The organism is Mesorhizobium sp. SP-1A (assembly GCF_032460275.1).
Lineage (GTDB): Bacteria > Pseudomonadota > Alphaproteobacteria > Rhizobiales > Rhizobiaceae > Mesorhizobium.
This window is the reverse complement of record NZ_JAVXZD010000002.1, coordinates 1,070,725-1,088,418: the sequence shown is the minus strand read 5'-3', so window position 1 is coordinate 1,088,418 and position 17,694 is coordinate 1,070,725. Positions and strand designations below refer to the sequence as shown.

Annotated in this window: 16 protein-coding genes; 12 read left to right on the top strand and 4 right to left on the bottom strand. The window is 50.8% G+C overall.

Annotated elements, in window-relative coordinates; all coding sequences use genetic code 11:
* The first annotated feature begins 4 nt into the window (after positions 1-4).
* The gene (locus QU595_RS14445) at positions 5-640 is read left to right on the top strand and encodes a hypothetical protein (protein ID WP_315923063.1); all 636 of its coding nucleotides are present in this window, start codon (positions 5-7) and stop codon (positions 638-640) included.
* Between the two features lie 142 nt (positions 641-782).
* Here QU595_RS14445 and QU595_RS14440 read toward each other — a convergent pair whose 3' ends face one another.
* Complete coding sequence (locus QU595_RS14440; protein WP_315923061.1) at positions 783-1,328, bottom strand: hypothetical protein; 546 nt, start codon at positions 1,326-1,328, stop codon at positions 783-785.
* A 127-nt stretch (positions 1,329-1,455) separates the two neighbouring features.
* On the opposite strand from QU595_RS14440, the gene QU595_RS14435 reads away from it, so the two are divergent.
* The 7 genes from QU595_RS14435 to QU595_RS14405 all read left to right on the top strand — a co-directional run bounded on the left by QU595_RS14435 (position 1,456) and on the right by QU595_RS14405 (position 8,849).
* Complete coding sequence (locus QU595_RS14435; protein ID WP_315923059.1) at positions 1,456-2,163, top strand: DotI/IcmL/TraM family protein; 708 nt, start codon at positions 1,456-1,458, stop codon at positions 2,161-2,163.
* 11 nt (positions 2,164-2,174) lie between these two features.
* Positions 2,175-3,128: a DotH/IcmK family type IV secretion protein gene (locus QU595_RS14430; protein ID WP_315923057.1), complete on the top strand. Its 954-nt coding sequence runs from the start codon at positions 2,175-2,177 to the stop codon at positions 3,126-3,128.
* 23 nt (positions 3,129-3,151) lie between these two features.
* On the top strand, positions 3,152-4,333 hold the full coding sequence (locus QU595_RS14425) for a DotG/IcmE/VirB10 family protein (RefSeq protein ID WP_315923055.1): 1,182 nt from the start codon (positions 3,152-3,154) through the stop codon (positions 4,331-4,333).
* Positions 4,334-4,348: 15 nt separating this feature from the next.
* A complete protein-coding gene (locus tag QU595_RS14420) occupies positions 4,349-5,929 on the top strand; it encodes a hypothetical protein (RefSeq protein ID WP_315923053.1) in 1,581 nt (526 codons plus the stop codon).
* 12 nt (positions 5,930-5,941) lie between these two features.
* Positions 5,942-6,670: an HNH endonuclease gene (locus tag QU595_RS14415; protein ID WP_315923051.1), complete on the top strand. Its 729-nt coding sequence runs from the start codon at positions 5,942-5,944 to the stop codon at positions 6,668-6,670.
* Between the two features lie 94 nt (positions 6,671-6,764).
* Positions 6,765-8,198 (top strand): hypothetical protein, encoded by a 1,434-nt coding sequence (locus tag QU595_RS14410; protein WP_315923049.1) that lies wholly within the window; start codon positions 6,765-6,767, stop codon positions 8,196-8,198.
* Between the two features lie 60 nt (positions 8,199-8,258).
* A complete protein-coding gene (locus QU595_RS14405; RefSeq protein WP_315923047.1) occupies positions 8,259-8,849 on the top strand; it encodes an RNA 2'-phosphotransferase in 591 nt (196 codons plus the stop codon).
* A 54-nt stretch (positions 8,850-8,903) separates the two neighbouring features.
* Here QU595_RS14405 and dnaE read toward each other — a convergent pair whose 3' ends face one another.
* Positions 8,904-12,575 (bottom strand): DNA polymerase III subunit alpha, encoded by a 3,672-nt coding sequence (gene dnaE / locus QU595_RS14400; RefSeq protein ID WP_315923045.1) that lies wholly within the window; start codon positions 12,573-12,575, stop codon positions 8,904-8,906.
* A gap of 121 nt (positions 12,576-12,696) precedes the next feature.
* Between dnaE and QU595_RS14395 the strand changes: the two genes are divergently transcribed.
* Positions 12,697-14,811, top strand: coding sequence for an ATP-dependent helicase (locus tag QU595_RS14395; protein ID WP_315923043.1), 2,115 nt, complete (start codon positions 12,697-12,699; stop codon positions 14,809-14,811).
* 15 nt (positions 14,812-14,826) lie between these two features.
* Here QU595_RS14395 and QU595_RS14390 read toward each other — a convergent pair whose 3' ends face one another.
* Positions 14,827-15,420: a RusA family crossover junction endodeoxyribonuclease gene (locus tag QU595_RS14390; protein WP_315923041.1), complete on the bottom strand. Its 594-nt coding sequence runs from the start codon at positions 15,418-15,420 to the stop codon at positions 14,827-14,829.
* Between the two features lies 1 nt (position 15,421).
* Positions 15,422-15,820 (bottom strand): hypothetical protein, encoded by a 399-nt coding sequence (locus QU595_RS14385; protein ID WP_315923039.1) that lies wholly within the window; start codon positions 15,818-15,820, stop codon positions 15,422-15,424.
* 71 nt (positions 15,821-15,891) lie between these two features.
* Here QU595_RS14385 and dnaQ point away from each other — a divergent pair, with 71 nt between their 5' ends.
* The 3 genes from dnaQ to QU595_RS14370 are packed head-to-tail and all read left to right on the top strand — an operon-like array spanning position 15,892 to position 17,691.
* Positions 15,892-16,605 (top strand): DNA polymerase III subunit epsilon, encoded by a 714-nt coding sequence (gene dnaQ, locus QU595_RS14380; RefSeq protein ID WP_315923037.1) that lies wholly within the window; start codon positions 15,892-15,894, stop codon positions 16,603-16,605.
* A gap of 54 nt (positions 16,606-16,659) precedes the next feature.
* The gene (locus QU595_RS14375) at positions 16,660-17,118 is read left to right on the top strand and encodes a hypothetical protein (RefSeq protein ID WP_315923035.1); all 459 of its coding nucleotides are present in this window, start codon (positions 16,660-16,662) and stop codon (positions 17,116-17,118) included.
* 9 nt (positions 17,119-17,127) lie between these two features.
* Positions 17,128-17,691 carry a hypothetical protein gene (locus QU595_RS14370; protein WP_315923034.1) on the top strand — a complete coding sequence of 188 codons (564 nt, stop codon included), beginning with the start codon at positions 17,128-17,130 and terminating at the stop codon, positions 17,689-17,691.
* Positions 17,692-17,694 lie beyond the last annotated feature (3 nt).

Here is a 17,694-nt window from a genome sequence, read left to right as displayed (position 1 = left end):
AAACATGTCGAAGCCAAGACTGATTCTTATTCATGGCCTCAAAACTTCAGGTAAAAGTACGCTCGCGTCTCACCTAATCGAGAAACACGGTTATGAGCGTGTGAAGATGGCAACTCCATTGAAAAACATGGTGCGTAGCCTTCTCAGAGATGCTGGTATTCCGGAATACCGCATTGAGGATTACGTTGAAGGTGATTTGAAAGAGGTGCCAATTGCTGAACTCGGTGGCACCACGTCGCGACGCCTGATGATGACCTTAGGAGATGAGTGGCGGAATATGCACGGCGAGAAGCTGTGGGTAAATATCGCGATGTCCAAGATCACTTGCCTCCTAAATGAAGGTAAAAATGTCGTCATAGATGACATTCGATATGTATTCGAGATGGAAGCATTCTCGGCACTCAATCCGTTCAACTTCGTAATTACTCGTGGAAATCTTCATTTCGAGAAATATGGTGAAGACCGCCATCCTGGCGAGCGGCCGATGCCCGTGTCTCGGTTTGACTTCCATTTTAGAAATGACTCAGATAGTAAGGATTATCTATGGGCGCAGCTCGACGAGGTAATTTCACTGAGAGCCAGCTACGAGGCGAATATGCAGAGACTGATGGAATGTGGTGTTTATTCTGAAGCTGCGTAACCCATCCGACCTCCAGTCACAAACAAAATACGGCCGCGAGAGCGGCCATTTTTTGTGTTTGCACAAAGATGACGAGTCATTGTGTCGCACAAAATAAAAGGCGCATATAGCGCCCTTAATTTAAGTCAACCAGCTCTTGAGATTAATAATCAAAATCCGACCCAGTGTCGGCCGCCTTACACGACATGCAGAGGCGGTTGTGCGCCCCTTTTGACCAAAAATTGCGCCGACATTTAAGGCACGGGCGCTGCTTTTCGACTTTTCTGGTATCGATGATTTTCTTCTCATGCGACTTTATTGGTGGCAAGTAGGTTGCCTTGTCTACGAGGATTTTCGAAAAAAGTTCCTCTTCTCCACCAAGCATATCAGCCAACTTGGCGGCAACTGCATCAATGCTGCGACCGATATCATCGGCTATTTCACAAATAGGTATAAATCCATCATCTTTAACTCGCTTCTCGAAGGAGGCATCGAGATCGCGGTTATCTTCTGGCGTCCATTTACGCCGATGCCTATCATTTCCTTCCAAGCGCCGAGGAAGCCCTAGCCTGCTCGCACGCGTTTGAACACTAGAGCTGGAACGCTGAAGTGCAAGCGCAATGAGAACAATGCTGCCCACGCGAGGCCAGAGGTCGATCAGAGATCGATCATCGGCATCGGTCCAGGGCCGTCTGATTAGTTCGGCCATTATTACGCCTTTCTCATTGAACTAGGTTGACTACCTATGAATCTTCGGGAGAAATGAAGAACCGTCAAGATTGCAAATGGGTATAATCCCGATTTAAATTGGATTTATCGGGATTTGAGGATAACCAATGGCTCTTTCACCAAAACAACCGGCGAAAAAAAATCAGGCCGCGCCAGCCAAAACGAACAAGACCCAGACTTCTAATGGCGCTCAGTCACATATGGACTTGGCCGCTGCGACGGAACTAAGCCGTAATGCCTTGGCAAGAGATCGGTACATATTCCTTCTGAAAGTGATTTATGGGCTGATTGCAGCTCTGTTTGTTTCGATTATTGTGAATGTTTATCTCGGAACAAGGCCAGTCGAATTCCGCTACTTTACGACAACTCCAACCGGAGCGATCCGCGAAATTCAGGCTTTGAACCGCCCAGTGCAGTCTACGAATGAGGTTTTGAGCTGGACCACGCAGGTTATTACGCGAGCTTATTCCGTATCTTTTGCTAATCATGAGCAACAACTCGCCGATATCAGGCCAAATTTCACCGAGCCTGGTTGGCGTGGATTTGAGCAGGCTCTTAATCGTTCTGGATTTATTGAAAAAATCCTTTCGCAGCAGTTTGTTTCTTCAGCCGTCCCTCAAAGTGCGCCGGTGGTTGTAGCAGAGGGGCTTGTCGACGGTGCCTACGCGTGGCGACTGCAGGTTCCAATTCTCGTTACTTATCAGTCGGCGAGTTCTCAGACTTCCCAAACGGTAAATGTTCAGGTTACCGTTGTAAGAAGGCCCGAAACTGAGAACCCGAAAGGTCTTGGCATCGCGCAGATCGTAGCTAATTGAGGTCTAAGCAAATGAAACTATCGAAAAAGGCGTTGTCAGCAACAATAGCCATCGCTCTGAGTACGACAATGCCTGTCTTTGCTCAAGACGGCAGCGACCTGCTATTGCCACCGGCGTCTTTCCCTCAGAGTTCTGGGGCATCTGCTGCAGCGCCAACGCCAGTGGTTGGTTCGCCAATCGAGAATGTTGATCCATCCGATGCAACATTTCAGGAAGCTCTCAAACATCTTGCTCCTTTGACTCCTGGTCAAATTAAGCAGATGCGTCAGGTTTTGGATGGAGTGGATAAGGCAACAGGCATGCCTCTATCCCCTATAAATCCTATTACGCGTTCGATTAAGGTCAGCCTTAAATCGGGCGAACGCCCTGCTTCCCTAAAAGTTTCACCAGGTTGGGTTTCTACCCTGACATTCTCCGATGTCACTGGTCAGCCTTGGCCTGTTCTGAGCATCGTTAACGGCAACCCTGATGCTTATCACGTCCAGAAGTCTGTGGGTGACGAGAGCACGAACATCGTAACGATTTCGAGCAAGCAGGCTTATGTTCCGACGAACATTGCGATTAATTTGGCAGGAGCCAAGGTTCCCGTTGTCATGACGCTTAGTCCTTCTGCGGGCGAAGTCGATTTCCGTGTCGATGCCCAGATGGACCAGCGCGGCCCCAACGCCGCCTACGACACTGTTGGTGGCAGCTCTCTGGCTCCAACGAATGACAGCGTGATGCTTGGTTTCTTGGATGGCGTCCCACCCGAAGGCGCTCGAAAACTCAAGACCACTGATCGTGATGTTCAGGCCTGGCGCTACGACGACATGCTCTATGTCAGAACCTCTAAGCCCATTTTGTCGCCTGCGTTCGTTGCCAAGCAGCAGAACGCTAGTGGCGTGCATGTGTTTGTCTTGAAGGAAGCCCCTGTCCTGATCGTTTCCGATGCTGGCAGGTCATTGTACGTAAAAATTGACCGCTAGGCGTAGAGAACAGGAGAAATATAATGCTGAAAAAACTTAAAGGCACAACAACTGGTTCTCGCAAGATGCTCTTGGGCTTGGGCGCTGTTGTTGTTGGTGCGGTTGGATATTCCATTTTTTCAACTTCTGAGGTTGCTGCCCCTAATTCGTCCGTCAGTGCCCCTCCCAATTCTGGTCCTACCATTCAGGGCGGGAATCCAATTCCGCCTCAGTATGATCGGGTTTTGGCAGAAGCCGACCAGGAACGAATTACCGAAGCCAAAAAGGATGGAATTTCGGCCATGCCTACCGTCAGGCCAAATCCATCTGAGCAACAGATTCCTGTAATTGACCCAGATGAGCCAGAAGAAGCTGCACCGGAGGTCGAATTACCAGAGGTAAAGCCGCCTGTTGTTATTCAGCAGCAGCCTTTGCAGACATCGATTCCGATTGTTCAGCCGCCTCAGCAGATGAGAGACCCTCAGGAAACTGAGCGACTGCTGGATAGAATTAAAGATTTCCGTCGCCCAATTGCGGTCGCAGAAGTGATCCAGTTCACGACCAACGCCGCTGTTCAGGCTGAAATCGACGCGCGTCGCGAACAATCTGGACCTGCAGCTTCGGCAGCTGATTTGACGTCGAGAGTTGGATCTGCAGAACAGGCTTCGAAAATTAAGCTGCCGCTGGCAGGGACCATTCTTTACGCGGAATTGGTTAGCCGCGCCAACTCGGATTCTCCTGGTCCTGTATTGGCCCGCATACTTCAGGGTGAATATACTGGTGCGACCCTTATCGGTTCGTTCCAGACTGCTCAAAATTCCCTGATTATTTCCTTTAATAAGATGACGGTTAAAAAGACCGCTTCTGGTGAAGAGATCAACGAAACGGTTCCGATTGAAACCGTGGCGGTTGACACAAAATATATCGGAACTGGTCTCGCAACCAAGGTTGATCGGCATCTCTTCCAGAAATTGGCGATTGGTTTCACCGCATCCTTTGCCGAAGGTTTTGGCGATGCCCTCGCAAATAATGGAACAACAACAGTCGTTACTGAGGGAGGTTCTACGATTTCCTCTAGACCTAAACTCAATACCAACGAACAATTGTTGTCAGCGGGTGGTAAAGCTGTTTCCAGCGCGGGAAGTATCCTGATGGATGAGTTCGGACGTCGCCCAACCACGGTAATTGTCGAAAGCGGAACCGCTATCGGCGTTCTATTCTTGTAATTCTGGAGCTTTGTGATGGTCGATAATCCAAAAAACAACCCAGCTGATGATGAACCATTCGACTTCGGCGCAGATTGGGGTGGTGCTGAGACATCAGCCGATGATTTCAGCCCTGAAGATATGGATTTTGGGAACGGACCTTCAGGTTCCGGTGGATCGGACGTTGATAATCCGTTTGCTTTATCTGGCGATGACAATCCATTCGCCCAGGGTGGCGATGATGATATTTTCGCCAATGCTGGGGCGTTTGAAGAAGACGATAGTTTTCATTCTATGCCGACGCCGGATAATCTGAGTGCTGAAATGGAAGGTGAGGCAAATCCGGCCGACGATTTTGGTGATCTCTCAACTGATGTAAGCGGAGACGCTTTTGGGGAACCGTCGACTGATGGCGGTTTCGGCGGTTTCGATGACTTCGGAAATGAGAACGATGAACCGCAGTCTTTTGCCTCGCAGGACGGTTTTGAGAGTGCGGATGGTCTTTTTGGCGGCGATGCATCTGGAGATGCTTTCGCTACCGAAGACGATGGTTTCGGTTCCCAAGAGGAAAATGTCTACGCCGAAGGCGAAGGTTTTGCCTCCGAGGAAATGGGCGCTGAAGAAGTCGTTCAAGCAGCACCAGTTGCAAACTCCGGTGGTCGCGGAAAAGGAATGCTGGTTCTCGCAGGTATGGCAGCGGCTGTGCTCGGAATCGGCTACGTAGGATACACGTCAGTGGCTCCTATGTTCTTCGGCGGCGGTGACCAGCCTAACACGGTTGTCTCGGATGTACCTCAGGCACCGATCAATCAGTTCCCAACCGCTCTTCCAGGGCAGGATGGTGGCTTACCGCTTCCGGCTCCAGCTGCAGAGGATGTGGCCTCCCCTCCACTTCCGACTGTTCCAGCTCCCGTCGATGCGGCATCGCCTGTACTTCCGAGCATCCCTAGTGCAACTCAGCAGGAGCAGAATGTTGCCGACGCTGGGTCACCTTTGGCTCCGGTTCCAGATCTTCCTAGCTTGGGTGATGAAAAGGAAGCTCCTTCTTTGACAATACCAGAAGTGGGTGAAGCGTCTGCACCGCCTTTGGGCTTACCTTCAGTCCCGACTCCTGCGTCAGAAGACGATTTGGTCTCTGGAGATCGTGGCGGGATTACCGCGATGCGTGAACAGGAAGACGCTGCTAAGTCTCAGCCCATCTCCGCTGAAACGGCTGCCGAGCTGAAAGCCGTTTTGGAGCGCATCTCGTCCCTTGAAGCATCGGTCGATGCGAAGATCCAGTCGGTGGCTGATGATCTAAATGGCCGCCTGTCCGATCTCGAATCGAAGCTGACGTCTGGTTCAGCTGTGGTCCGTAATTCGGTCGCTGGTTCATCGGAAGCACCCGTCAGTCCTACTCGGGTAGCCACTGGCAGCCAGCCTCCTTTGAAGCCTACCATCGTTGAGCACATGAGCCTCAAGGGCGTTTCTCGCGGAATGGCTTGGGTGAAGACCGATACTGGCATTATCGAGGCTCGCGTTGGTGATAGTGTTGGCGACGTCGGCCGCGTGCTTGGCATTACTGAATACAATGGTGCTTGGATGGTCTCGACCGAAAAAGGCCTAATCTTGCAATAAAGGAGTTCGGCGTTGGCTGCTAAATTACTTGACTTATTTCTGAGCGTTAAGACGACCAATTGGCGAATGAACGATGCAGAATCCGCAGAAGCCGACGCCGAGTTCGCAAAGGTTCGAAAAACCGCGTTGGAACGTGATAAATACTCCTGTCGTTTTTGCGGCTTTAAAGCGAACAAATGGCAGGAAGTTCACCACTTCAATGATGATCATGCCGATAACCGCCTTGAGAACCTAATCACCGCGTGCACCTTCTGTCATATGTGCCAACATATTGGCCTTGCAGGTCGCAACAAAGAGGCGGTTCTAATCTGGCTTCCTGAAATTTCGCAAGCTGATCTTCATCATCTGATCCGGACTGGCTTGGTTGCGACAAGATCCGCTGAACAGATTAAAAATACGGCGCGTGCTTCTCCAGCGATTATCAAGGCATATCGTGAGGCGTCGGATACAGCTAAATCCATGACAGCGAGCTTTCTGGATCGTCAGGTTGAGGTCGAAAAGCTGTACGGAACATCTGATCCATTGGAAATTGCCAATTCCATGATGTTGCTGCCTGATGAAATTTATGCCAAGCGGAGAGACTTTCTGGCTGGAATTCGATTGTTGCCCCTTGGCCGCCGCTATCAAGGTACCGAGGACGTGATGGCGAAACAAATCGATAGCTGGTCGGAGGCTGGGGGTCCGTACTCCATGCTCAAGCCGAACTCTTGGCTTGGATTGATGAAGTCTGTCCTGGGTTGATCTTCATATTTGTCTTGACCTTTTGTGCGCTGTAAATCCTATAATTAATGGGTATTTGTGGCGCACGATTGATATTTAAGGAGGATTGCCTCGCATGGACACCGAACTAGACACGACTAGGCGATTTGGTGTTGTCATGTTCGATGACGACAAGGAACCAGGTCCTGGCTGGGCGTGTGTTGCTGGCGACAAAACTCCTACCCGCATTAGTAGCCCTGAAGACCTTTCCACTGGCGTCATTTGGTGGAGCAACATCAACTACGACTTCTTCTATAAACGATCTGATATCTGGCGTAAGACATGGTTGCGCCACGATAAGTATCTCGTTGTATCGCATACGAATGCGTTAAATGAGTGGAATTATGATCCAAAGGTGACCTCGCCCGACTTCATATGTTTTATCCTTGCGACCTTGTTTGACCGGGTAATGCGCTTGGCATATGGGCTAATCCGTGAGGTCGATCCTCGAATCGGCATGGACCGCGCCTTTGTTGGCAAGACACTGCGCGATGATTTGCGTATTGTTCTTCCTGAGGCCGAGTATCCGAAATCTGAAGCAGCTTCGATTATGAAGACTGGTCAGGCTTGGGAAGAGTTCACGGTTACGAGTGTCCGCTCGGTTCGTGGCAGCTCGCGCATCATGCTGCGCAAGCCGCGTATCCTTTATGCATTGGAGATGCTGAATACTCCTATCCCACATGGACCATTTGAACACTACAGCAAGACCCAACTCCGTAGCATGAGTCCTGATCGAGTGGCTTTCATTCGCGACCATGTTCAGCCATGCATGGTTGAAGTCTCGGTCGAAAAAATGTCGCCAGAAATTGCACCAGTTTATGGATTTGGCAACGCGACGGACCAAGGACGCAGAACGTTACGCAGCTGGGTGTCGCATCCCGAATTTGTCATTCTTGATCGGATGGCTGAGGTTGATGTTCGATCAGTTTGGATGGGCAGAGAATACGGTTCTTTGAGTGGTGAATTGCCCGATCCTGTTAAGGAATTCCTTTCTGATAAGTACAACGAGAATTCGTGGTCAGCAGGTATCATTGCTGAAACGCTATGGCGTGCAGCTACGCTTGCCGAGGAAAAATGGAAATCTGGCCCCCTAAAAAATGGCGAAGATCGAGCGCAGACCAGCTGGCAGGGAGCTTGGATCAAGGGCGCTGACAAGAACTCTATGTTCATGACGGCTCTCGAACTCTCTAAGATGGACTATGCAGTTGTGTCGTATGGTCTCGGTTGGGTGCAGTGTGCTGTTCCCGAAGAGGCAATGACGGCATTTTTGCGAGATGGCCTTTCACTAGGATTGATTCCTAATTTGCTGGATATTCCAGATAATCTGGCCGACCCGCAAATTCATATCCAGTGGGGTGGGGATAAGCGCTCGCATTCCTACGCACATTTCCTTGTTTCCAAAAAGAGAGACCTTCTTTGGAATTTGGATCGCGTGCCGATGCTTAAAGAAGACAAGCGAAAGAACTTCATAGCCAATTTGATTACCCAAAATAAAAAGGGCCTAATCTAGTTACATTTTCATATGCTCGTGATAGAAATGGCTCCAGCAATGTCGCTTGGAGCTATTTCTATGGAACACAATGAATTTCCGTTGCCTCTGATCACTAAAAGTCTCTCGCGCTTGCTCCGACACAATCCTGATGGTGTGCTCTCCATTGATCGTAACGGTTTTGTGTCAGTCGACTCTGTTATTAACTACCTGAATGGATTGAAGGCGTTCGACGGAAAGCTGGATCGGGTTCATATTGAAGAGGCTCTCAATGATTCTCATAAGACACGTTTCGCTCTGAGCGAGAATGGATTGAAAATTCGGGCGCTCTCTGGCCACTCGTTTGAAGTCGATTTGGGATATGAGCAATATGTGCCTACTGGAATGCTCTACTTCGGAACGACGGAGGAAGCGCGGGATCAGATCGAGGAACACGGCCTTACTTTGTCAAAGAAGCACTTCATTCGGTTGGTGGATACATTTGAGCGTGCTTTAGAGATCGCAGAGGCCCGACCTGGTCCTGGCCCCATGGTCATTGAAGTCGACGCCGTTGCACTGGCTAAAGAGGGGCATGAATTCTTGCATGCTGAAAACGGTGAAATCCTCTGTGAGAAATTTGGCAAGAAATATCTGCAATTACCGTCCCCTCCCACGGCTACATTCAAACGGTAATAAAAAAGGCGGCTGAGGAGCCGCCTTTTTTATTTGTATGCGGATATGGCATCGTTATATGGCTTCTCCGACAGATACGACACCGTCCGTGGCTTTAATGGCGTTCTCGACAGACAGATCGACCATGTAGTTGCCTTCGAGCAGGACGTCTGTCGAAGTTCCATTGACGATTGTAGTAAGAACGATCTGCGTCGCAGATTCCTTTTCATCGGCCCGAACTCGACCCAGCATTTTGGTCAATGTTTCAGTCTTGCGCCTCGTACCCGCTGCTCTGACTTCAGCGATTGCGTTCTCTGCATCTTCCGTCGAGATAGTACCCTGAGTCTGCTTTTCCTTAATGTCGCGAATTTGCTTCTGCTCATCCATCGAAGGAATGATCTGATCCGCGTCGATTTTTACGCGAATTTTGCCTCGCTCGCTGACTAGAATTTCGTCTGCATCGAGAACAGCGTTCCCCCAGATTGCCATATCTTCACGATCACCGCCGTCAGATCGAATGGAAAGATTCGCCACGATAATGACAGGTCGACGGCTTATTTTGGCGTTCTCAAGGGTCTGTCGAACCTTGTCCAGATGCTCGCTGTCTTCATCACTCATGAAGAATCGGACGTAGAAGTGATCATTCTTTTCGGCAACTCTGGCCGTGATAAATGGATCTCCATTGCGGGTCTGTTTACGCTCGATGAATTCGACGAGGCCAGCAAGACGCTTGTTCTTCAGGGATGCAGCGTTGTTTTCCTGCATCCAGCGCGCCAACGAGGCCTTGCGCTTTACCTTCACCTTGCGAAGGCGAGCTTCATAGGTGTCGAGAGGGTGTTCACCGAAATAGAAGCCAACAGCGTTGAACTCTCGATCAATACGGTTTCCCCATTCGACCTTCTCGTTGAGTTCCTTCGGGAAGGCAAGTTCCAGCGTTCCGCCAAATAGATCGGTTTGAGCAGCGTTTGTCTTTTTACCACCCTTGGACAGGTAGGCGAGGATGCTCGCAGCACAATAGCGGTTTCTGGCGAACTGCTTGCCATCAAAAGCGCCAGCCTCAACCAGACGTTCGAGTTGCCCCTTGTTGAACTGAGTACCAGCGCGTGAGTAGAAGTCAGTCAGGCTCTTGAACGGACCATCTTTACGAGCGTTTTCCAGGATCGAAAGGTCTTTCGAAATTCCGTTGATCGCGGCCAATCCAAAGCGGACGCCAAAGCCATCACCAAACTTCTCAGGTTTGAAACGAGCGCTCGACAGGTCGATGGACGGCATGAGCATTTTTATGCCGAACGCGTCCATGTCTTCCTTAACCTTGGCCATCTTTTCAGGCTTGTCTTCGTAGGTCAGGAGTGCGGCCATGAACTGCGCCGGATAATGCTTCTTCAACCACGCCGTCTGGTACGCAATCAGCGCATAAGCGGCTGCGTGCGACTTGTTGAAGCCGTAGCCTGCGAACTTATCGATGGTGTCAAATAGAGCGTTGGCTGTTTCGGCAGGCGTGCCCTTCGCGACAGCACCATCGATGAAGGTCTTCCGCTGAGCAGCCATTTCTTCGGGAATCTTCTTGCCCATAGCGCGACGAAGCATGTCTGCGCCGCCTAGCGAATAGCCTGCGACTACCTGCGCCACGAGCATGACCTGCTCCTGGTAGACCATGATGCCGAACGTCTCTTCGAGAAAGAGCTTGGTTTGATCCGCAGGTTCCGGGTAATGCGGCGTTGCCTTACCGTTCTTGCAGTCGACGAAGTGTGGGATCATGTCCATCGGACCTGGTCGATACAGCGACACAAGCGCGATCAAGTCCTCAAAGCGGCTCGGCTTAAGGGCGCGGAACCACTTTTTCATTCCATCAGATTCAAACTGAAATACGCCGTTGGTATAGCCTTCGGCGAGCATTGCGTAAGTCTGTTGGCAACCGAGATCGATTTGTTCGAGGTCGATCTTTTCACCAGTCGTGTTTTCAATGTTCTCAAGGCATTCACGGATGACCGAGAGCGTCTTCAGACCAAGGAAGTCGAACTTCACGAGGCCAGACTTCTCAGCGTGTTTCATGTTGAACTGGCATACAGGCATGCTTGACTGGCTATCCCAGCCGACCGGGACCAGCGAGTCCATTGGACGTCCAGTGATGATCACGCCAGCAGCGTGCGTTCCCTGACTTCGATAGAGGCCTTCAACCTGCATCGACTTCTGGATCAGCAACTTGTTCTTTTCCGAGCTGTTTACGAGCATGCGGAAGCCTGGATCATTTTCGTCCTCCATAGCTTCAGCGAGCGGTTTCGGTTCTGGCCCCTTCTTTGGGATGATTTTTGTGAGAGCATCCACTTCAGGATAGCTATAGGTGCCGTGTTCGTCCGAGTTCAGAACGCGACCGACGTCTTTGATTGCGGTACGCGATTTGATTTCACCGAAGGTGGCAATCATCGAAACATAATCGTCACCGTACTTCTCGCGAACGTACTGGATCACTTCTCCTCGACGATCCTGACAGAAGTCGACGTCGAAGTCCGGCATCGAAACGCGCTCTGGATTGAGGAAGCGCTCAAACAGTAGGCCCCAGCGAAGCGGATCGAGGTCGGTAATTTTGAGACTGTATGCGACGAGCGAGCCAGCACCCGAGCCACGTCCAGGACCTACAGGAATGCCATGGGCCTTCGCCCACTTGATGAAGTCCGAAACGATAAGGAAGTAGCCTGGGAACTCCATGCCCTCGATGATGCCGAGTTCGTATTCAAGGCGATCAATGTATTGCTGTTCGGTGTAGCCATCTGCCATGCCAACAGATGCCAGACGTTGTTTAAGACCCTCGTGAGCCTGAACACGCATTTCCTCACCCTCAGAGCGGCCGCCCTGTGTCTGGAAAGGAGGAAGAATCGGTTTGCGGCCGCTTGTTTTGAAGGCGCAACGTTGCGCGATGGCAGCCGCGTTTTCAAAAGCTTCTGGCAGGTCGGCAAAAAGTGCCTTCATTTCGTCGACGCTACGGATGTGATATCGACGGTCGCTACGAGCGGTGATGACGCCCCCTTCGATATTAACGACGCTCTTGTTCGTAACGGCATTCAGAATTTCAAAGGCGTCGTGCCGCTTCTTTTCTGCGTACCAGACTTCGCTAGTGCCAACCAGCGGAACAGAATTGCGGACGACCCCGTCAGAGCATTCAAACTCCGCAGCATTGTAGGCGAAATTGATCAGCTTCTCTTCGATTTCGATGTCTTTTGCAGTCTCGTCGCCGAAACGCGTAATTTCGATATAAATACGGTCACAGAATTCGTACCGCAACCAGTTCAGGAGCTGTTCTGCGTCGTCGTCGCGGCCCTTCAACAATAGAGTGCGAATGCAACCATCAACGCCGCCTGTCAGGGCGATGACGCCTTCGGTATTTCCGGAAATAACCTCAACAGGAATAATAGCCATGCCACCCTCGTTGCCCTCGCGAGGACGGTGCGACTGAGCCAAAATATGGCAAATATTCTCATAGCCCTTTTCGTTCTGAGCCAGAAGAATAATGCTTCCCTTCGTATTCATGCCGTTATCAAACCACAGCTTTACACCGATAATTGGCTGAATGCCCTTATCTGCGGCAGCTTGCGAAAATTCCATGGCTCCGTACATATTGCCTTCGTCAACCATGGCAATAGCCGGGATTTTTGCGGCCTTTGCAGCCGCTACGAGCGCCTTTACCTTGCTCGCGCCGATAGCAAGCGTGAAATCAGAGTGGACATGTAGATGGGCAAAAATTTCCTGCATTATTTCCTCTTATTGCGGCTGGCGAATAAAGATACAAATTCCTGACGCGCCAGTCGAGAACTCTTTATCCTTGACATATTCCCCTTATATTTGTCAACTAATTGGCACTTGGAGTTTTTGAATGAAAATCGAAGATAGAATCATTGAAATCACAGGCAAACTCGATGCCGACCAGGCTGCTGCAGCCGCTGCGCCACAAGGAATTTCGCTTATTTCTGCCGGTGCAGGTACGGGCAAAACGACAACCCTTACGGCCAGAATTTCGATTTTAGTTGCTCGCGGAATTCCCGCTTCGTCAATTATGGCAGTCACTTTCACCAAGAAAGCGGCGAAGGAGCTTAAAGAACGTGTGGAAAAGCATGTCGGTTCTGCGGCCGAAGGTTTGCGGATCGGAACATTCCATAGTTTATCGTCAAAAATTCTCCGTAAATATTCAGAGTTGGCTGGCTTGCAGAGCCGCAACTTCATGATTGTTGATGAAGACGAGGCAAAGGCCTTGATGATTGAGGCTGCTGTCGTTGACGGGGCATTCGGTCCATTTATCACGCATGAAGATGCAACAGAGGCTGAGATCAAGGTTCTAAAAAAGGATTATGACGCTGGTCTTCGCAACTTCGCTGAGCGAGCACTGCGTCAGGTTTCGCTTTGGAAGGGATGGGGGTTGTCCGATGTAGAGGCATCCGATCCGGCTCGCGAGGCACGTAGCCCTGAAGAAGAGCAGATGGCCGTCGCCTATAGCTCGTATCAGTACGAACTCGAACGGCGCAATATGGTAGACTTCGGCGACCTGATCTTGAAGGTCGTCACCTTACTCAAAGGGAACCCTGACATTCTTCAGGCTGAGGCCTCTGCGATCTCGCATATGCTCGTGGACGAGGCGCAAGACGCCAACCAGGTTCAGGTTGAGTGGGTGCGGTTGTTGACCTCGTATAATGGCGGTCTGACTGCAGTTGGCGACGAAGATCAAAACATCTTCGGGTTCCAGGGCGGTTATACGGGTGCAATGAGTGACATGGTTGGGCCGACCGCTAGTCGCTTCGTTCTCAAGGCCAATCGTCGCTGCACTCAACAGATATTGGAGCCAGCGAACATCATCGTTGATTACAATCGCCGTTCGACCCCGAAGGTTCTGGAATCTCATCGTTCTGGTCAAGCGGTTCGGTCGACGGGTCATGCAACCGATATAAGCGAGGCTTCCTGGATTGCTGGGCGCATCAAGGAATTGATCGACGGCGGGGTCCCTCCGCATGAAATCGCAGTTCTGTTCCGTTCGGCCTACGTCATACCTCCATACGAAGAGGCGATCCTTCGGAAGGGCGTTCCAAGTGTTGTCACTAGTGGCTCGTCCCTATTGGATCGTGAGGAAGTCAAGGACGTGATCGCCATGGTCCGTATGGCCATGAACCCGTTCGACGACCTCTCGTTCATTCGTGTTGCCTCCCGTCCGACCAGAGGTCTCGGGACCGCTGCTATTGAAGCGATCACAAACCTCGTGCTCGCCCGCTCCATACCGTTCCACGAAGCGTGCATCGTTGCGGCTGATGTCAATTCGGGTGTCGGACTGCGCAAGGACGTTCGCGATGGCGCAGCTTCGCTGGGGCACGCTCTCGCGATCTTGGCAGAGAAAGGTGAGTGGTGCCACCACACGCATGACATCATCACGATTGGCCTGGAGAAGACTGGTTACATGGAATGGCTTTCAAACCAGTCCGATGGCGACAAGCGCCTTCAGAACGTCGAGGCGGTTCATCGACTGGCCGATGGCTATGAGGATGCGATCCAGTTTTTGGAAGACCTCAGTCTTCTGACTGAAGTTGACCGCAGCATGGTCGATCTGATGGGGAAAGTGCGTCTTTCCACGATGCACTCTGTGAAGGGCTTGGAATTCGATTATGTGTTCTGCCCTGCCTTCGATTACGGCGTTATGCCTAATGCTCGCGCTATGGAAGAAGGTCGAAGAGGTAAAGCTGGCGACCGCTGGAATGGCCCTGCAGGCGGCGGTGTGGAAGAGGAGCGTCGCTTGGCTCATGTGGCCTTCACGCGCGCTCGTCACGGTCTCGATGTCAGCTTTGCGTGGCGTCGAGGAGGATCTCATCAGAAGGCCAAGGTGGGTGGCCCGTCGAGCTTCATGGAAGAATGCGAATTCAAATGGCAGGAAATTGGGACTGCAACGACTGCTGATCTCGGACGCAAGAAGGCAAAGAAGCGCGCAGGTCGTTCAGGCTTCGCTCGATAAAGAATCAGGATCGCCTCAGGGTCTGGCTGGGGCGATCCTGATGTGAACACAAGGCTCTGCGCCGCAGCGCTTCTCACGAATGCTTTTGACGACCAACTTGTCATCTTCAAATACGATGCCGTTCAACGCGTCTAGCACTGACTTCTCAAGGTTGTCAGCGTCACCGTCCAGTCTGGACGTCGGCCAAATGTCATCTTCACCCTTAAGGACAAAAATCAGGCTGGTTTCAACGGGGCAGTAGAACATCGCCTTCCCAGCCATGGCAATTTTCGCGTGGTCAGCAACAAGCCGTTCGTAATCAAGGGTGGCCTGGGGAGTGTAGGTGCGGCTGATCTTTTTGTTCACCATCTCCATAAATGCTCCGACATTGCCTCGGGCGGCAAGAAAGCAGCTGTGGAGAATATTGCGGTCTACAACCGTGCGCGGGCGTTCCTTGGGCTTGGGATCGTGGTCCAGCCTCACAGTGAATTCGACTGGTTCGAAATCGTATTCACATCTCTTTGCGCGTGAACGCCCTTTTGCCTTGGTGGGTTTCTTTTCTCCAGAGGCCGATTTTTTGCCCAGATTTATTCCAAGTTTTTTGGCTTGCGCCTCGGTTATTCGGACCACTTTACTTCCTCTTCGCAATCTTTCGAGAGGCAAGGTCCTCGCGAGCAATTTTCATGACTCCATAGGAAATTCCAACAAGAGCACGGTCAGGGCACCCGGCCTTATGCCATTCCTTGATGGCCCTGTCTTCTTTCATTTTGAGATACCGAGCTGTCGGCCGATAGTCAGCAATTTCAGCGCGAATGGATGCGTCAGCCAAATTTGCAGCATGTAGTACGCATTTCAGTGTGAGGTGATTATAAAGGCCTACGGTGAAGGCCAATTGTTCGGCTTCTGCCGAATGGCTGCCACCAGACAATGTGGAACCTTTCCACGCCAAGGAGCACGCGAAAATCCAAATCGACGCCCACATAATTCCAATAAACTTGGAACGGCTTTTATTGTTTAAATTCGTTGACAACGCATTCTCCAGACAGATACTTTATTCCACGTTCGATATTACAGTAAATATTGACTACTGAAAGGAAAATGATGTCTGAAGCGCCGCAAAAGCGATTCATCGCTCTAGATACGGAAACGACTGGTCTTAGCTATCAGGACGGGGATCGTGTCATTGAAATTGGTGCGGTTGAGGTTATCGGCAATCTAGAATCAGGCCGCCGTTACCACACATATTTAAACCCATATCCTCGCCAAGTTCACCCTGACGCATTTGCGGTTCACGGGATTTCAGATGAAATGCTGAAGGATGCCCCTCGCTTTAGGGATATCTATCATGATTTCTTTGAATTTATCGGCGACGCTCCCTTGGTTATCCATAACGCGTCGTTCGATATGGGATTTTTGAATGAAGAATGCGCCCGCCTCTCCTTGAAGCCGATTCAGAACGAGATTATCGACTCGCTGCGAGTTGCTCGTGAAAAGGAACCAGGTAAAAAGGCTTCGCTTGATCATCTCTGCCTTCGATATGGTGTGGATAACACTGATCGTACACTCCACGGCGCATTGATCGATGCCACCTTGCTGGCTCGCGTTTACGTCAAGCTTATGGGCCTGGATAAGCTAAATCTCGACGTCGCCGAGGAGGCCACTGAGATCGAAGCAATCACTTCTAGTGTAAATCATAATCGGATTTTCCGCCCATCTCGTGGGGCCATCCAGCCGACCCCTTCAGAATTGGCGGCCCACCAGAAATTTATCTCTGGGATTAAAGATTCCGTTTGGGGGATTTTCCAGCAAAATTAGTTGACTTCCCTTTATTAATGTAGGCACAATTAAAGGGTGAAAAGGAATCCCTGAATGTCTCGCGCTCTCTTGATCGAGCAACCGCTTGTTAGCGAAAAGATGCCATCTGAGCAGTCTTCTGATGCTGCTAAAGTTGCGATTTCCAGACTATTGGAAATTCGTCGAAACTCGGCCGAGAAAATGTCCGAGGCCATTGATGGTGTTTCGGAGAAACTTCACAAGGCGACTAAGGAGCTGATTGAGGAGCGAACATTTCGTTCTTCAGCCGAACTCGAAGTCCAGAATTTGTCAGCTCAGTTGAATAGTCTTAAGCAAAAATATGCAGAACTTCATGAAGGCCTGGTCAAGGTACTTACCCTCAAATTTCCAGGTGAAAGCGAACTTTCCCTCGAAACTCGTTTGGAATCATTTCTGCTTGCCTCAAATTCAGGTGCCGAAGTCGGAAATCAGCCAAATCTGACATCGCCTAAATCGATCTCTTTTCTCAATCTCATCGAAGACAGTCTTAATTAAGGAGCCAAAATGACCGTCAGCAATAATACCAACCGTTTCGTCCAGACGCTGAATACCGTTCTTCAGAACGGCCAAAAAGAGCGTGAGAAGATTTTGTCCTACCTGACGGCGGCGGTTACGCAGATCACCAAGACTCGCGAGGAGCGAGATGCTGCTTTGGTACAGCTTCGAGAAGTGAACACCAAATACAAGACGGCCACGGAACAAATTCGTCATCTGCAGCAGGTCAATCAGCGCCTTGAACACGACGTGCAGACCATGATGTCTGCCCTGGACGCAGCCACCCGCGAGTTTGCTCAGTCAGATGCTCAGATGGTAGATCGAGTTGTGGCTCTTGGTTCCGAAATCAATCTTCCTGGGTTCTCTGAGCGCCGCCAGCAAGTCGAGACGGCTCCTCGTACTGCTGCACCTGCTCAAACACAGGGCGTTGCCACACAGCGCCGTGCGGTCGTTCGCGGTGCACCAGTTTCTACGACTGAGTTTTCAACCGATGAGGATGTAAATCGGCGCTTGGAAGAGCTGGGGCGATTGCTGAATACTCCTTCCGCTCCGAAGCGCATGCCCTTGCTCTAGATA

Coding starts and splice junctions, on each gene's coding strand:
- QU595_RS14430 (WP_315923057.1), top strand. CDS start 2,175: ATGAAACTATCGAAAAAGGCGTTGTCAGCAACAATAGCCATCGCTCTG.
- QU595_RS14375 (WP_315923035.1), top strand. CDS start 16,660: ATGTCTCGCGCTCTCTTGATCGAGCAACCGCTTGTTAGCGAAAAGATG.
- dnaE (WP_315923045.1), bottom strand. CDS start 12,575: ATGCAGGAAATTTTTGCCCATCTACATGTCCACTCTGATTTCACGCTT.
- QU595_RS14425 (WP_315923055.1), top strand. CDS start 3,152: ATGCTGAAAAAACTTAAAGGCACAACAACTGGTTCTCGCAAGATGCTC.
- QU595_RS14445 (WP_315923063.1), top strand. CDS start 5: ATGTCGAAGCCAAGACTGATTCTTATTCATGGCCTCAAAACTTCAGGT.
- QU595_RS14420 (WP_315923053.1), top strand. CDS start 4,349: ATGGTCGATAATCCAAAAAACAACCCAGCTGATGATGAACCATTCGAC.
- QU595_RS14370 (WP_315923034.1), top strand. CDS start 17,128: ATGACCGTCAGCAATAATACCAACCGTTTCGTCCAGACGCTGAATACC.
- QU595_RS14435 (WP_315923059.1), top strand. CDS start 1,456: ATGGCTCTTTCACCAAAACAACCGGCGAAAAAAAATCAGGCCGCGCCA.
- dnaQ (WP_315923037.1), top strand. CDS start 15,892: ATGTCTGAAGCGCCGCAAAAGCGATTCATCGCTCTAGATACGGAAACG.
- QU595_RS14395 (WP_315923043.1), top strand. CDS start 12,697: ATGAAAATCGAAGATAGAATCATTGAAATCACAGGCAAACTCGATGCC.
- QU595_RS14410 (WP_315923049.1), top strand. CDS start 6,765: ATGGACACCGAACTAGACACGACTAGGCGATTTGGTGTTGTCATGTTC.
- QU595_RS14440 (WP_315923061.1), bottom strand. CDS start 1,328: ATGGCCGAACTAATCAGACGGCCCTGGACCGATGCCGATGATCGATCT.
- QU595_RS14405 (WP_315923047.1), top strand. CDS start 8,259: ATGGAACACAATGAATTTCCGTTGCCTCTGATCACTAAAAGTCTCTCG.